15 protein-coding genes are annotated in these 15,164 nt (G+C 65.8%); 3 read left to right on the top strand and 12 right to left on the bottom strand.

Going from position 1 to position 15,164, the window contains the following annotated elements:
* Positions 1-64: 64 nt before the first annotated feature.
* Positions 65-1,225 carry a deoxyguanosinetriphosphate triphosphohydrolase gene (locus GSQ89_RS17030; RefSeq protein WP_158927327.1) on the bottom strand — a complete coding sequence of 387 codons (1,161 nt, stop codon included), beginning with the start codon at positions 1,223-1,225 and terminating at the stop codon, positions 65-67.
* Between the two features lie 80 nt (positions 1,226-1,305).
* Here GSQ89_RS17030 and erpA point away from each other — a divergent pair, with 80 nt between their 5' ends.
* Positions 1,306-1,641: an iron-sulfur cluster insertion protein ErpA gene (erpA, locus tag GSQ89_RS17025; protein ID WP_158927326.1), complete on the top strand. Its 336-nt coding sequence runs from the start codon at positions 1,306-1,308 to the stop codon at positions 1,639-1,641.
* 230 nt (positions 1,642-1,871) lie between these two features.
* Here erpA and gatB read toward each other — a convergent pair whose 3' ends face one another.
* From gatB to gatC, 4 genes are read right to left on the bottom strand one after another with little or no spacing between them, the layout of a single operon-like run.
* Entirely contained in the window at positions 1,872-3,335 is a 1,464-nt protein-coding gene (gatB, locus tag GSQ89_RS17020; protein WP_158927324.1) for an Asp-tRNA(Asn)/Glu-tRNA(Gln) amidotransferase subunit GatB, read from the bottom strand.
* Positions 3,336-3,338: 3 nt separating this feature from the next.
* Positions 3,339-3,824, bottom strand: coding sequence for a hypothetical protein (locus tag GSQ89_RS17015; RefSeq protein ID WP_158927322.1), 486 nt, complete (start codon positions 3,822-3,824; stop codon positions 3,339-3,341).
* Position 3,825: 1 nt separating this feature from the next.
* Positions 3,826-5,304, bottom strand: coding sequence for an Asp-tRNA(Asn)/Glu-tRNA(Gln) amidotransferase subunit GatA (gene gatA / locus GSQ89_RS17010; protein ID WP_158927320.1), 1,479 nt, complete (start codon positions 5,302-5,304; stop codon positions 3,826-3,828).
* Entirely contained in the window at positions 5,304-5,591 is a 288-nt protein-coding gene (gene gatC, locus GSQ89_RS17005) for an Asp-tRNA(Asn)/Glu-tRNA(Gln) amidotransferase subunit GatC (RefSeq protein ID WP_158927318.1), read from the bottom strand. Before gatC ends, gatA begins: the two co-directional genes overlap by 1 nt.
* 50 nt (positions 5,592-5,641) lie before the next feature.
* Between gatC and ruvX the strand changes: the two genes are divergently transcribed.
* Positions 5,642-6,121, top strand: a complete 480-nt coding sequence (gene ruvX, locus GSQ89_RS17000) for a Holliday junction resolvase RuvX (protein WP_158927316.1) — start codon at positions 5,642-5,644, stop codon at positions 6,119-6,121.
* Between the two features lie 57 nt (positions 6,122-6,178).
* Here the strand turns inward: ruvX and GSQ89_RS16995 are convergent, their stop codons facing one another.
* On the bottom strand, positions 6,179-6,937 hold the full coding sequence (locus GSQ89_RS16995; RefSeq protein ID WP_158927314.1) for an SDR family oxidoreductase: 759 nt from the start codon (positions 6,935-6,937) through the stop codon (positions 6,179-6,181).
* 165 nt (positions 6,938-7,102) lie between these two features.
* Here GSQ89_RS16995 and GSQ89_RS16990 point away from each other — a divergent pair, with 165 nt between their 5' ends.
* Positions 7,103-8,188: an LLM class flavin-dependent oxidoreductase gene (locus GSQ89_RS16990; protein WP_158927312.1), complete on the top strand. Its 1,086-nt coding sequence runs from the start codon at positions 7,103-7,105 to the stop codon at positions 8,186-8,188.
* 166 nt (positions 8,189-8,354) lie between these two features.
* Here the strand turns inward: GSQ89_RS16990 and gspM are convergent, their stop codons facing one another.
* From gspM to GSQ89_RS16960, 6 genes are all read right to left on the bottom strand, one after another.
* The gene (gspM, locus tag GSQ89_RS16985) at positions 8,355-8,948 is read right to left on the bottom strand and encodes a type II secretion system protein GspM (protein ID WP_158927310.1); all 594 of its coding nucleotides are present in this window, start codon (positions 8,946-8,948) and stop codon (positions 8,355-8,357) included.
* A 5-nt stretch (positions 8,949-8,953) separates the two neighbouring features.
* Complete coding sequence (locus tag GSQ89_RS16980; RefSeq protein WP_158927308.1) at positions 8,954-9,523, bottom strand: hypothetical protein; 570 nt, start codon at positions 9,521-9,523, stop codon at positions 8,954-8,956.
* On the bottom strand, positions 9,520-11,466 hold the full coding sequence (locus tag GSQ89_RS16975; protein WP_158927306.1) for a heavy metal translocating P-type ATPase: 1,947 nt from the start codon (positions 11,464-11,466) through the stop codon (positions 9,520-9,522). Before GSQ89_RS16975 ends, GSQ89_RS16980 begins: the two co-directional genes overlap by 4 nt.
* Complete coding sequence (locus GSQ89_RS16970) at positions 11,463-12,554, bottom strand: SPFH domain-containing protein (RefSeq protein ID WP_158927304.1); 1,092 nt, start codon at positions 12,552-12,554, stop codon at positions 11,463-11,465. Before GSQ89_RS16970 ends, GSQ89_RS16975 begins: the two co-directional genes overlap by 4 nt.
* On the bottom strand, positions 12,551-13,609 hold the full coding sequence (locus tag GSQ89_RS16965) for an SPFH domain-containing protein (protein ID WP_158927302.1): 1,059 nt from the start codon (positions 13,607-13,609) through the stop codon (positions 12,551-12,553). Before GSQ89_RS16965 ends, GSQ89_RS16970 begins: the two co-directional genes overlap by 4 nt.
* A gap of 16 nt (positions 13,610-13,625) precedes the next feature.
* Positions 13,626-15,164 (bottom strand): SPFH domain-containing protein (locus tag GSQ89_RS16960; RefSeq protein WP_158927300.1); only part of this gene is annotated, 1,539 nt, incomplete at its 5' end.

Genomic DNA, 15,164 nt, shown 5'->3' with positions numbered 1-15,164 from the left:
ATTGGAGGGATTTCGGGATGTCGCCAGCCGAACGCGGGCGGCGACGCCACCTTGGGCTTCTGTCCTACCCGTTGACCCCGATATCCGTCAGCCGCCGGTGTTCATCCATCGCGTACCGATCGGTCATTCCCGCCACATAATCTCCGACAATGATGGCAGAGCGCTGCACCCCCCCCTCGCCGGCTCGAGCGCGCCAATCCTCCGGCAGCAGGGTGGGATCGGCGTGGAGCAGGCGAAACAGGTCCTCGGTCAGGCGTTTGGCCTTGGCGGACATGCGGTTGACCCGCCAGTGGCGATACATGCGGGCGAACAGGAAGTCCTTGATCGCCTGGTTGGCGTCGGCCATCCGGGCACTGAAGCTGATGACGCGCTGCTTGTGCCGGCGGATCGCATCCGGGCTTTCGGGGTCCAGTTTCGCCAGCCGCTGCCCGGACTCGGTGATCAGGTCGGTGACCATGGCGTTGATTACCCGCCGCAGCGTTTCGTGTCGCAGCCGCGGCGGCGGGACGTCGAGGCTGGACATCCGCGCGGCGGCCAGGGACTCGCCGACCACGGGCAGATGTTTCAGGTCGTCGACGGCAAACAGCCGGGCGCGCAACCCGTCGTCCAGATCGTGGGAGTGGTATGCGACGTCATCCGCGATCGCCGCGATCTGAGCCTCGGCGCTGGGTTGCGTGTGCAGGTCGAGCCTATACCGATCATTGTAGTCGGCGATGTAGCCGGCCGGATGGCGCAGCGGGCCGTTGTGCTTGACGAGGCCCTCCAGCGTTTCCCAGGTCAGGTTCAGGCCATCCCAACCGGCGTAGCGACTTTCCAGCAGGGTCACCATTCGCAGGCTCTGGGCGTTGTGGTCGAAGCCGCCGAACGGTTTCATGGCCGTGTTCAGCGCCTCCTCACCGGCATGACCGAACGGGGGATGGCCCAGATCGTGAGCCAGGGCCAGAGCCTCGGTCAGGTCCTCGTCAAGGCCCAGGGCCCGAGCGATGGAGCGGGCGACCTGGGCGACCTCAATGCTGTGGGTCAGCCGGGTGCGGTAGAAATCGCCTTCATGGTTGACGAAAACCTGAGTCTTGTATTGCAGTTTTCGAAATGCCGAACTGTGGATGATGCGGTCGCGGTCGCGCTGCCAGGGGGATCGGGTTTCCGCCTCGGGTTCGTGGTACAGCCGCCCGCGCGCGGTGGCGGCGGACACGGCGTAGCGAGCCGGCGGGGGACGAACGTACATCCTACGCGGATACACCCTGCCCCGCCGAGCTTCAATTGGGTGACTTCAATTCCGGTGCGGAAGCGCCTATGTTACCTGGCATGGAACAGTTCGCCGTTACCGATCGTGCCGCCACCCGGATCGCCGAGATCGTCGCCGAGACGAAACAGGCCGCCGAAACCGCACTCCGTGTCGCCGTGCTGGCGGGTGGATGCAGTGGCTTCCAGTATCGCTTCGAACTGGACCCGCAAACCCAACCCGACGACCTGATCATACGGCGCGGCCCTGCTCGGGTTGTCGTTGACTCCGTCAGCCTGGACCTGCTGAGCGGATCGGAATTGGATTACACCGACGAACTGATGGGCAGTCACTTCGCGGTGCGCAATCCGAACGCGAAGTCGGCATGCGGGTGCGGGACAAGCTTCTCCATCGACTGAAAATGCGGCATCCGACGTAGAATGGTGCGGAATGGGCACAATTCTGCCCGTTGCGTGCTGGGTTTGTGCGACTGAAATGGCGTACCGCTGTCTGTGAGATCGCGGTGCCGAGGCCGATACCGTCGTGGTCTGCACGGTTCGGTTAAGAGTCCGTTAACGAAGCCCCCTTAAACGAGAACAGCGTCCGGAATGTCCCGGCCGCCGTCAGCGAAGGAGGTATCGCGGCCAGCCTACTCCTTCCGGGAGTCCAGGCGGCGCTTCAGGGTTTCGTTGATCAAGGCCGGATTTCCCTTCCCCGCCATGGCTTTCATGGTCTGACCAACGAAGAAACCGAACAGTTTATCCTTGCCCGACCGGTATTCCGCCACCTTGTCCGGATTTGCCGCCAAAATGCGCTCCACCGCGTCGTCGATCGCACCGGTATCGGTGACCTGGCGCAAGCCTTTCTCGTCCACGATCGCGGCGGCGTCCTTGCCGGTTTCCACCATCGCCTCGAACACATCCTTGGCGATGCGGCCATTGATGGTGTTGTCCGCCATCAGATCCAGCAGGCCACCGAGTTGTCCGGCGGTGACAGGCGGATCCTCGATCGAACGGCCAAGGCGATTCATCGCGGCAAAGAAATCACCGGTGATCCAGTTGGCGGCGATTTTGGGATCGCGACCTTTGGCGACAACCTCGTAGAACTGCGCAGTGGCTTTCTCCGCCACCAGAACCGCGGCATCGTACGGCGTCAGTCCATACGATTGTATAAACCGAGCGCGCTTGGCGTCAGGCAGTTCCGGCAGGGCGGCCTTCAAGGATGCGATCCAGTCTTCCTCCAGCACCAGGGGCAACAGATCCGGGTCGGGGAAATAACGATAATCATGGGCATCCTCTTTCGACCGCATCGACCGCGTGATGCCGCGGTTGCTGTCGAACAGGCGGGTTTCCTGGGTGACCGTGCCGCCTGCTTCCCAAACTTCGACCTGACGCGCGGCCTCGGCCTCGACCGCCTGCATGACGAAGCGGATGGAGTTGACGTTCTTCACCTCGCAGCGGGTGCGGTAGGGTTCGCCGTGCTTGCGAACGGAGACGTTGACGTCGGCGCGCATGGAGCCTTCCTCCATGTTTCCGTCGCAGGTGCCCAGGTAGCGGAGGATCGACCGCAATTTCCGTACATAGGCGCCGGCTTCTTCCGGACTGCGAATATCGGGTTCGGAGACGATTTCCATCAGCGCCACACCGGCACGGTTCAGGTCGATCAGCGATTTGGTGGGGTGCTGGTCGTGCAGCGACTTCCCCGCATCCTGCTCCAGATGCAGCCGGGTGATGCCGATCGCCTTGGTGGAGCCGTCAGCCAGCTCAACTTCTATTTCGCCGGTGCCGACGATGGGGTGCTCGAACTGGCTGATTTGATAGCCAGCCGGCAAATCGGCATAGAAATAGTTCTTCCGGTCGAAACGGCTGACGGTGTTGATGCGTGCGTTCAACCCGAGACCGGTGCGGACCGCCTGTGCCACGCATTCGGCATTAATGACCGGCAGCATGCCGGGAAAGGCGGCATCGACGAAGCTGACCTGGCTGTTCGGTTCGGCGCCGAACGCCGTCGCCGCGCCGCTGAACAGCTTGGCGTTGCTGACCACCTGGGCGTGGACCTCCAGGCCGACCACGACCTCCCACGGTCCAGTGCTGCCTTCAATCGCGTAGGCCACGGTTCAGTGTTCCTCTCGGCACCAGGCGAACACGCGCTGCTGTTCGCGCTTCATGAAGGCGACGTCTTCGATATCGACATCCTGTCCGGCGTTCCGCACGCCTTCGAGGAAGCCTTTCAGGTTGTCCTCGGTCATCTCACCTGTCTCGACCTTGTCCTTGTTAACGACAATCGACGTCAGGTTCGGCCACCCTTGTTCGACTGCATAATGACTGAGCGCATCCAGATGCGGGCCGACACCACGGCGCGTTTTTACCCAGTTCAGGCCACTGGCATCGGCGATATCCTTGTAGGACAGAAAACTACGCACGCGCCCCTGCTTGCGAATGGCCGCGATGGTCTTTTCCATGTTGTATTCGCCGGTGCGCCGTGTCTCCAGAATTTTGGTGGCAGCGGCGAAGACCGGATCGGACGTTCGATTCAGGCGCACGCAGTTCGCGACGATCGTTTCAAGATCCTTGGTCGCTTTCGAGTCGAGATCGATGGCCATGTTAACCTCCTGCCCTGAGCGACGGCAATGCTGTGAAGCCAGCCGCCTGCTCTATCACGGCCGCGACCGCGAAGACGGTTTCCTCGTCAAATGGCTTACCGATAACCTGCAGCCCGACAGGCAGACCGTTCGCATCCAATCCCGCCGGGATCGATGCTGCCGGCACCCCGGCCAGGTTTGATGGCACCGTGAACAAGTCGTTCAGATACATCTTGACCGGATCGTCCATGTTTTCGCCCTGCGCGAACGGAGCCGTCGGGGCCGTGGTCGTAAGCAACGCGTCCACCTTCGCAAAAGCGTCGGTGAAATCCTTCAGGATCAACGAACGGATTTTCTGCGCGCGCAGGTAATAGGCATCGTAGTAGCCTGCGGACAGCACGTAGGTGCCGATCAGCACGCGACGGCGGACTTCCGGGCCGAAGCCCTCGGCACGGGTGCGTTCGTACAGGTCGCGCAAATCTTCGCCGTTCCGCCGCGATCCGAAGCGCACGCCGTCATAGCGCGAAAGATTCGACGACGCCTCGGCCGGGGCAACGATGTAATAGGTGGCCAAGCCATATTTGGTGTGCGGCAGTGAGACATCAACGATCTCGGCCCCCGCCTCGCGCAACCAGCCGATACCCTGCTGCCATAGCGCGTCGATTTCCGTCGGCATCCCGTCGGCGTGGTATTCGCGCGGCACGCCGATCCGCAGGCCTTTGACGCCTCGGGCGCAGGCCGCCTCGAAATCCGGCACCGGCACCGGGGCGCTGGTGGAATCCTTCGGGTCGTGGCCGGCCATGGAACCCAGCAGGATGGCACTGTCCTGAACGGTGCGGGCGAACGGACCCGGATGGTCCAACGAGGACGCAAATGCCACCACGCCCCAGCGGGAGCATCGCCCATAGGTCGGCTTGACGCCCACCAACCCGCAGAACGACGCCGGCTGACGGATCGAGCCGCCGGTATCGGTGCCGGTGGCGCCCATCGCCAACCGCGCTGCGACGGCCGCCGCCGATCCGCCGGACGACCCGCCCGGCACCAGCACGGCGGTGTTGTCCTGTTTGCGCTTCCAGGGGTTCTCCACCGGGCCATAGGCGGACGTCATGTTGGATGAGCCCATCGCGAACTCATCCATGTTCGTCTTACCGAGGAACACGGCACCGTCGCGCAGCAGGTTGGCGGTGACCGTGCTCTCATACGGCGGCACGAACGGGCCGAGGATCTTGCTGCCCGCCGTCGTGCGGACGCCTTCGGTGCAGAACAGGTCCTTGATCGCCAGCGGGACACCGGTCAGGGGCCGTGCATCGCCCGCGGCCAGTGCTGCGTCGGCGGCTCGGGCCTGGTCCACGGCCCGTGCGTGGCTGACGGTGATGTAGGCGTTCAGCCGCGGGTTCAGGGCCTCGATCGCGTGCAGATGCGCCATGGTCAGGTCGACGGCGGAGAACGCCTTCGCCCGCAGCCCGTCACGCGCCTGCGCGATGGTCAGGTCGGTCAGCATCACTCCACAACTTTCGGCACGGCATAGAAATCGCCAATCCGTTCGGGGGCGTTGACCAGCACCTTCTCCGGGTAACCGCCGTCAGTCACCACGTCGGCGCGCATCGCCATCGCCATGTTGACCGCCCCGTTCAGCGGCGCGACGCCCGAAACATCGACCTCATTCAACTGCTCGATCCAGCCCAGGATACCGTTCAGTTCATGGCACAGCGGCTCGACCTCGTCCTCCTCCACGCGAATGCGGGCGAGCGAGGCAATGCGGCGGATGGTCGCGGGATCGAGCGACATAAGGGCGAAAAACCTTGGTTGGAGGAGGGGGCGGGATCATAACGACGCCCATGGCACTGTTCAACCTGAGGGATTTGCTGGCGTCGCTGGGGCGCGACCAGCGTGTGATCGGCATCGATCCCGGCACGAAGACGATCGGGCTGGCGCTGTCGGACGTGCGGCGGACGCTGGCGTCCCCGTATGGCAGCCTGAAGCGGGGAAAGCTGACGGCGAACGCCACCGAAATCGCGGCGGTCGCGTTGCGCGAAGGTGCCTACGGGCTGGTGATCGGGCTGCCGCTGTCCATGGACGGCACCGCCGGCGCAGCCGCCCAAGCCGCTCGGGATTGGGCGCACGCGCTGTCGGACGCCACCGGGTTGCCGGCGGCGTTGTGGGATGAACGGCTGTCCAGCGCCGCCGTCAACCGGTTCCTGATCGGTGAAGCGGACCTGACGCGCGCCAAACGGGCCGAGGCGGTGGACCGGGCGGCGGCGGCGTGGATGCTGCAGGCCGCGCTGGACGCATGTTCGCGGCCGGACCCTTCAGTTTAGCTGCACCCCGTCGACCGTCCAGATCGAGGGCCTATCGCCTGGCACGCTGGAGCGGCTTCAGAGCCGCCGCTGCAGGTTGGCGATGTAGCCGCGGTTGTGCGTCGGCGCCAGATGGACCTCATTCATCACCACATGCTTCGGCAGATTGGCGATGTAACGGATCAGGTCGCCGCAGTCCGCCGGTTGCACCATCTTGGCGCGCACCTCGGGGCCGACCGGGTTGGGCCGCTGATCGAGGATCGGCGTGGCGACTTCCCCCGGCAGGAAAACCGTCGAGCGGATGCCGTTGACGCATTCCTCCATGTTCAATCCATGGCTCATGGCCACGATGCCGTGCTTGGCGGTGACATAGATGGGACCGGCGACACCGCCGATGAACCGTCCCGCCATCGATGCTGTGTGAATGATCAGGCCGTCCTGTTGCGCGCGCATGAACGGCAACGCCACCGTGACGCAATACAGCGCGGCGGTCAGGTTGCCTTGCACCATGGTGTCGATGCTCTCCGGCGTCAGCTTGTCCCAGTGCCGGTCCAGGATGTTCACGCCGGCGTTGTTCACCAGGATATCCAGCCGGTCGAACGTCGCCTTGATGTAGGCGCCCACCCGTCGCACCTGTTCCTTGTCCGTCAGGTCGGCAGGCTGCACATGCGCCTGCCCCGAGTTGTGGATGCGCCGCGCTGTGTTTTCCAGCTTGTCGCGTGTGCGGCCAGTCAGGATTACCGTCGCGCCATCCTCGGCCAGCGCCAGGGCGGCAGCTTCCCCTATGCCGCTGCCGGCACCGGTGACCCAGGCGATCTTCCCCGCGAGATTTGCCACCGGCGGTTTCCTCCATATGCGTGTTGGGTTTGCCGGCGGCATTCAACGGGAGCGGCGAGGCGAGAGCAAGCCCCGGACCGCGTCCAGTTCACTTGACCTTCGACAGCGTTGTGGTCTGTTGGCTTCCGCGAGCGCCATAGAGCGCGCCAGGACAGGAGGATTGCCATGGAACTTGGGTATTTCTCGATGCCGTCGCACCCGCCGGAGCGCGGCTTGAAGGCAGGCCACGACTGGGATTTGCAGACGCTGCGCTGGCTGGATGAGTTGGGATATTCAGAAGCGTGGATCGGCGAGCACCACACCGCGCCGTGGGAACCGCATCCGTCACCCGATCTGCTGGTCGCCCAGGCGCTGTTGCAGACGAAACGGCTGCGCATCGGGCCAGGCGGCTTCCTGCTGCCGTACCATCACCCGGCGGAGTTGGCGAACCGTGTGGCCATGCTGGACCATCTGTCCGAGGGCCGGTTGATGTTCGGCGTCGCGGCGTCGGGCCTGCCGAGCGACTGGGCGATGTTCAATGTGGACGGGATGTCGGGGGCGAACCGGGAAATGACCCGGGAAGCGCTGGATATCATCCTGCGTATGTGGAGCGACGAACCATCGTTTCAGTTCCGCGGCAAGTACTGGAACGTCGACAAACCCGAAACCATGTTCGGCTTTCTGAAGCCCCACATCAAGCCGTTGCAGAAGCCGCATCCGCCGATCGGCGTGGCCGGTCTGTCGAAGAACTCCGACACGTTGAAGATGGCGGGGGAGCATGGCTTCCTGCCGCTGAGCCTGAACCTCAACCCGGCGTATGTCGCGACGCATTGGGCGGCGGTCGAGGAAGGCGCGAAACGAACCGGCCGGACGCCGCACCGGCGGGACTGGCGGATGGTGCGGGAGGTATTCGTCGCCGAGACGGATGAAGAGGCGCAGCGATTGTCCGTCGGCGGCATGATGGGGCGGATGATGCGGGAGTACTTCCTGCCATTGCTGGGGAATTTCGGGTTCCTGGAATACCTCAAACACGATCCGTCAGTGCCGGATTCGGATGTTACGCCGGAGTATTGCGCCCGGCACAACTGGCTGGTCGGCTCGCCGGCGACTGTGGCCGAGAAGCTGGAGCGGGTTTATCGGGATGTCGGCGGATTTGGCAGTCTGCTGGTGTTCGGGTTCGACTACGCGGACAATCCGGAGGCCTGGCACAATTCGCTGCGACTGCTCGCGCAAGAGGTGGCGCCGCGGATAAAGCATTTGACGCCGGCCTGAGGGCCGAGGCGGAACGATCGCCGCCGGTATCGCCGGCCCAGCGTTTCCGGTCCGCGGGCGCTGGCGATGAGGACAGGAATGTCCTTGGCGGCGACGCGGCGTGCGAGCGCCGCACCTGTCATCCGCCGAGTACGTCCCCCTGGCGTAGCGTGGAACGTAACCGTCGCTATCGCGGTGCCTCCGACGGCTGGGTTTCCGTCCCGGACCGGAAACCCCGCACGACGAAATTTGCCGCGATGGGTGCCGTGCCGGTCTTTTCGATCTGCGCTGTTGCATGCAGTTCTAGATCGTCGACCAGCAGTCGAAGTGGACTTTCCTCCACCGCCCGCAAGATCGCGACCAGTTCCGGCCAGTCGCCATTGACCGCTACGCGCAGCCCGATGCGACGGAAGCCGCCCTGCTGCTCACCGGGCAGTGCCTCGGAACTCACCAGCGTCGCTCCCGCCGCGGTGACCATGTCCTGAACGGCGCCTTGCAATCCGGCACCGGCAATCGCGTCGGTGGTACCACTCAGCAGCGCCGTCGCGGGCGGCGCGCCGGATACCTCTTTCCGGGCTTCCTGCCGCAACGTCGGCAGTGCGCCGGCGATCTGGGTCATATGCGCCAGCACCTGCCGCCGCTCCGCCAATCGATCCGCCCGTTCCGCGTACCAATCGAGCAGCGGGGACGCCACGGCGACCCACAACACACCCAACGTGACCAACAGCACAGCCAGCGCGACAAGCTGCCCACGCCGGCCTTCTGGCAGACGGGCGGACATCTCGTTCATGGTTGCAGAAATGGGTTGGAGCGCCGTTCGTGCAGCACCACGACGGTTGCCGGCACCTCGACTCGCGGTGCGACCGGGCCATTGGCGTAGGTCAGACCCAGCGTCGACGTGCGCCCGTCGCGTTCCAGGGTGACTGCTCCATCGGAGATGGCAATGACCGTCCACCCCGCGACGATCCCGTCACGGCCGACGACAATCGGCTTGGGTATGGCGTCGGGCATACCGCCGTCTTTTGGGGCGGCGGTGCCGGTCGCCGAAACTGGAGCGAAAATAGCCACCAAACTGTCCTCCGAACGCACCGTGCCGGCCAGCCGAGGCAGTGTGTCGCGTGGTTCGGACGCTTTCGCCGAAGCCGCCGCCCGTGGTTGTGCCCGGCGATCGCGGGCAAACAGCGGCCTTGCTTCCACCACCTCGACCCATTTGGCAATCGGGGGCGCGTCCGGCGGGACCGCATTGGCCACCGGCGCCTGAAGCGGCGGCATGGCAACCGGACGATCGGATGCCGGCAGGCTCTCCCAGGCCAACAGACCCAACAACACGGCACCCAGGGCAACCAGCCCCTTCATGACCCAACCGGTACGATCGGGCGTTGCGCGACCCGGACGGGCGACAGGCCTCTGGCCCGCCGTCCCGCGTCCGTCTCATCGAACAGCAGCAGCCGCCCGGAATTCGCCATCCCCGCCAATGTGCTGAGATTGTGCACCACCGCCGCCACGATCGCACCCTCCGGCCCCAGCAGGCCGCACGCCGCCAGCACCACCAGCGCGACCGTCCAGCCCAACCCCAACGCGACGTTCACATGGATCGTCCGCCGGCACCGCCGGCTCAGCCGGATGCAGGTGGCCAGCCGCCGCAGGTCACTGGTAATCAGCACCAGATCGGCCGAGGCCAGCGCCACATCCGTCCCCTGCGCCCCCATCGCGACGCCAACCGCCCCGGCCTTCAGCGCCAGGCTGTCGTTGATCCCGTCCCCCACCACCATGGGCCGGAAGCCCAGCCGAACCTCTTCCAGGACCCGCTGCATCTTCTCCTCGGGAAGCGCCTCGGCACAGATATCATCAATCCCCAGCGTTCCACCGACCGCCCGAGCCACCGTTTCCCGGTCGCCGGTCAGCAGCACCTGCCGGCGCAACCCCAGATCGCGCAACGCCTCCAACGCCGACCGCGCCTCCGCCCGAGGCTGGTCCGCCAACCGCAGCCACCCCAGGAACCGGTCCTCCTCGCACACCCCCACCATCGGCCCATCATGCACCGGTGCCTGCGTAGGCTCAGCCCCCAGTGAGGCCAGCAGTGCCGGCCGGCCCATCGCCACGCGCATCCCGCCACACTGTGCCCGCATCCCCAGGCCGCGCTCTTCCCGCACGTCGCTCAACACAGGGCGACCCGCGTCCGGTGCCAAGCCGGCGACCGCTCGACTGACCGGATGGGTGCTGGCCGACCCCAACGATGCCGCCAGACCCAGCAGAGTCGACTCCGGCACGCCCGGCGCCGGATCGATGCCAACCAGGGTCAGCACACCGGTCGTCACCGTGCCCGTCTTGTCGAGCACCAGGGACGTCACCTCGGAAACCTGCTCCAGGAACGCCGACCCCTTGATCAGAATGCCATGCCGAGCGGCAACGACGATGGCGGCGATCGCCGTGGCCGGCGCGGCCAGCACCAGCGCGCAAGGACAGGATGCCACAATCACGGCCAGCATCGCCGCGCTATCACCCGTCGCGAACCACACCCCGGCCGCTACCAGCAGGATCAGCACCATATAGTGTCCCGCATACGCCTCCAGCAGCCGCGTGACCGGCGGCTTGGCCGCCTCCGCCTGGTGCATCAGCGCGACGATTTTTCCCAACGTCGTCTCGCCGCCGATGCGAGTGACCTCCACCACCAGCACGCCATCCAGGTTGATCGACCCAGCCAGCACGGCGTCGCCTTCCGCCATGTCCACCGGCACCGACTCCCCGGTCAGTGAGGCGGTGTCGATACTCGCCGCGCCCTGCCGGATGACGCCGTCCACCGGAACCCGGTCGCCGGCCTGCAAGGCGATGCAATCACCCACCCGCAGAGCCTGGGTCGGCACCTCTTCCCGCGCGCCGCCATCCGAAACGCGCACAGAAACGCTCTGCACCAGCCGCCCCAACGCATCGATCGCCTCGCGCGACCCCAGCAGGCTGCGCTCCTCCAGCACATGGCCGACGATCATCACGATGGGCAGCACCGCCGCCGTCATCAGGTCGCCCGTCGCCCAGCACGCGACAAGCGCGAGCGCAACAAGCTGGTCGCTGATCCCATGCAGGCTGGGGTGCCTTAGACTGGCCCAGGCGGCCGACAGGACAGGCACCGCGACCAGCAACGCCGCCGCGCCGGCCACCAGATCCGCAACCCCCTGCTCATCCGGAACAGCCGCGCGCCACAGCAAGGCAATCACCAGCAGCCCAGCCGCGATCATCGATAGCGTGAGGCGAAGGGCCAGCGACCACCGTTCCCCCAAACTCAGCAGCGGCGTTCCGTTCATGGCATCGGCCCCGGCAACACCAATTGCTGCCCACCCCGCGTATCCACGGCCGTCACCGCCCCGGCATGCCGCAGGATCGCCGCGATCTGAGTCTGATACGCATGCGTCAGCAGCGCATCGCGATTGGCTGGCGTCTCCTGTTCAGCCAGCGCATCGATACGCGCGGTATCGGCCGATGCCGTACGCAAACGCTCCTCCGCCGCCGCGCTCGCCTCGGTCAACAACCGATCGTGCTCACGATCCGCTTCCTGAGTGATACGCGCGGCATCGGTGCGCGCAGCCGCCACACCCTGATCGGCGATCTGCGCGGCGGTCAGCACCGCATCGAACGCAGCCTTCGCGATCGGCGGCAGCAAAGCCACCACATCCACCCGGCCCACCGAAATACCCAGATCCATCCCCGACCGCCGCAACGCCTCGATCCGGCGGTTGATCGCGGCCACCAGATCGCCACGCAAGGCCTGCCGCCGCTGGGCGAGTGTCGCCGCCGCCTCCGGACTGGTTTCCCCGGGCACCCGCTTGTCCTGATCGGGCCGGGCGACCAAAAAGTCATCCAGGCTGCGTGACGCCGCCAGCGCCACCGCACTCGCCAGATACAGCCGGTTCAGCGCCGGCCGCACATGATCTTCCGCCAGCAGATAGGCGGTGGGATCGGTGATGGTAAAAAACAACGTCGCATCCAGCCTTACGACATTGCCGTCACCGGTCAGCAGATAGGTGGCATTGTTCAAATCCCGATCGCCCTGCAGGTGGATCACGTCGTCATTCGGCGCCAACTGCATGTCGGTTTCGTCCGATTGGAAGCCGGTCTGCTGCCCCACCACCTTGTATTCGATCTGCCGGTCCGGAGCAGGCAGCAGCCGCACCTGCTCGATTGGCGGCGGCCAGGCCAGCAGCAGCCCGGATTCCCGCACCCGGTTCACCCGCCCGAACCGCAACACCACCGCCCTGCTATCCGGCGGGACCTGCCGCAGATTCCCCGACGCCCAACCCGCCCCAAGCAGTAGCACCGCCACATATAACATCAGGAAACCCAGCCGGACCGAGGACGCCAACGGCCCCCGCATCGCCGGATCGGCGGCACTCATCGATCGACCCCCGGCCCGCCCGGTCCCAACAGCCCGACGACCGGCGGCTGAGTGGCGCCGGATGCCGGCGGGGCCGGCGCAGGCAAGACCTTGGCAGCGGTACCCGGCGGCCCCTGCACCAGGACATCGAACGGCGCCGCATCAGTCCGCAGGATCAGCCTCGTGTGCGGCCCCACAACCTCCCCAACCGTATCGAGCGACCGCAGCAGCAAATACAACTGCGGATCACGCTCGTAGCTACCTGCGTAAATACGCGCCGCCTCCTGCCGAGAACGAGCCTCGATCGACGCCGCATCGGCCTTCGCTTTGGCAATGGTCACACGCGCATCGCGCGCGGCGTCGGAACGAATAGCCGCCGCGGCACGCAACCCTTCGGCGGTTCGTTCCGCCGCCACCGTCTCCCGCTCCGCCCGCATCCGCGCCACCGTGGCGGCCAAAGTTTCCGACGGCAGGCTGATCCGCTCCACACCCACCTGCTGGACATCCACGCCATAGATATCGAGCACCTGCCGCGCGACCGCCTGGCGCAACTGCTGCTCGAACGCCGCCAGACGCACCTTCGACGGATCGGTATTCACCAGGTCGGCGAGATCGAAATTGCTCGCCGTCGTCTGCAACGCCGACCCGACGAAGCTGCGCAACTGCCGCGCCGCCTCATCCGGATCGTTGCCGGCGGCGCGAATGAACTGACGAATATGTTCGGCGTCGGGCGGCACGCGCCATGCCAGGAACGCCTGCACCAGCACCCGCAAACCGTCCCGAGTGCCCACATCCTGCAATCCGCTCGACGTCGTGCGCAGCCGAAGATCGACCGGCAGCGTATTTTCGATCGGCGCCGGCAGCTTCCAGGCCAGACCGGGTTGCGTCAGCACACGCAGCGGGTTGCCGAAGCGCGTGATCACGATAGCCTGCCCCGCCGCCACCATCACCTGCGCCGAGGCCGCCGCCGCACCGACCAGAATCGCCGCGGCCACGACAAACCGCGCCATCCGCCTGGTCCGGCTTTGCCCGGTCCCGGCGCGCGGTTCGTCGACGGCGATATCGTGCCCGCTCATATGCCCATTCCCTCGTTCATCGATCGCTGTTCCCCTGCCCGGCGTCCGGCATCGCGTTGGATTCGGCCGCGGTGGCGGGCGGACGCAGGTCGATCATTGGTGCCTCCGAACGATCGAGGCGGTTGTCAATGATCTCCAGCCCGGCATCATGGCCCAGGGCGCCGCGAAGATTCGCAAAATAGCGTTCCAGCAGGAAAGCATGCCCGCCGTCGCGATAGGCCAGCGTGTCGGCATCCGCCTGCCACCGGTCCGACCGAGCCGAACCGACCAGTTCGGCGGCCAGCGCCTGTGCGTCGTCGTTCAGGTTGTGCGCATCCCGCGCCGCGACACTCAGGCTGCCGAACGCCCGCCCGGTTTCCTCCGCGCTGCGCGTCGACGCGATGATCTGTGCGGCCTGCACGCCGCGATACGCCATGGCCGCGCCGCTGGGCGGATGGATCGACTCCACAATGACAGCCACCACGTCCACGCCGCTGAGCCGCGCATCAAGTTCCGCCTGCAACGACGCACGTAGATCGTCCGCCACCTGCTCCCGCCGCGCACCGAGCACCTGATCGAGCGTGCGATCGACAAAGAACCGCGCCAGCAACCGATCCGCCAACGACCGCACCAGCGTTTCCGGTGCAACCAGCCCATACAGCGCCCGCCGCGCCGACTCATCATCGAGACCGATTCGATAAAGCACACGGATATTGGCACTGACAGTTTCAAAACTCTGCTGTCCACCACCCCGGCTGGCAATGAGATAGGCACTGTCGGTGCCCGACTGTTCATCCCACAGCCGGTTGGCGCTGAGTGGCGGCGGCCCGTCGGCCGTCGAGATGTCCACAGCCAGCTTCGTCCCACCCGCTTCGGAACCAATCGCCACCGCATGCACCACGCCGAATTCGACCCGCCGAACCCGGCCGAACGGCCACGGCAACAGCACATGCAAACCCGGCGGCACCACGGCAACGGGCGCACCGAAGCGCTCATACACGCCGCGTTCCGCAACCCCGATGCGAGTCACCCCGGTCAGCCCCCAAGCCAGCACCAGCAGCCCCAGCAGTACCGGCGGCAGCGCCGTTCGGACATAGCCCACCGCCCAGCTTTGGGTGACATCGATACCAAGTTGTGCCCGCATTCGTTGCGCAAGCGCCGCCGGACGCAGCGCCCCCGGCTGCAACAACCCCGCCACCGCACTACCAACCGCCGCTCGGGCTACCTCCGGCGCTGGTAACGGAAGAAACCATACCGCCACGGCACGCATGGCCAATTCCGCAGCCACAGCCAGCAACAACAAACGCACCACGACCACGGGCCAGACGCCGAGGCCCCACCCAAAACTCGCAGCAGCCGCGAGCGCCGCAAGTAGCACCAACGTAAACGCCGGGATCCGCAACAGCGCGGCAAGCCGAACGGTCTCCGGCAGACGATCGACCGGTTCCGCAACGACCAACCGTTCGCAGACCAGGATCAGAAACGCCGGTAGCAGCATCAACACGGCCAGACCAGGTGTCGCCGCGGTGGACTCAGAAGGCGGGAACTCCCGCAACATCAGAACGGCCGCGCCCAT

This window comes from Acidisphaera sp. S103, assembly GCF_009765975.1.
Taxonomy (GTDB): Bacteria; Pseudomonadota; Alphaproteobacteria; order Acetobacterales; family Acetobacteraceae; genus Rhodopila.
The sequence above is the reverse complement of the archived record's forward strand: the minus strand, read 5'-3'. Positions and strand labels throughout refer to the sequence as shown.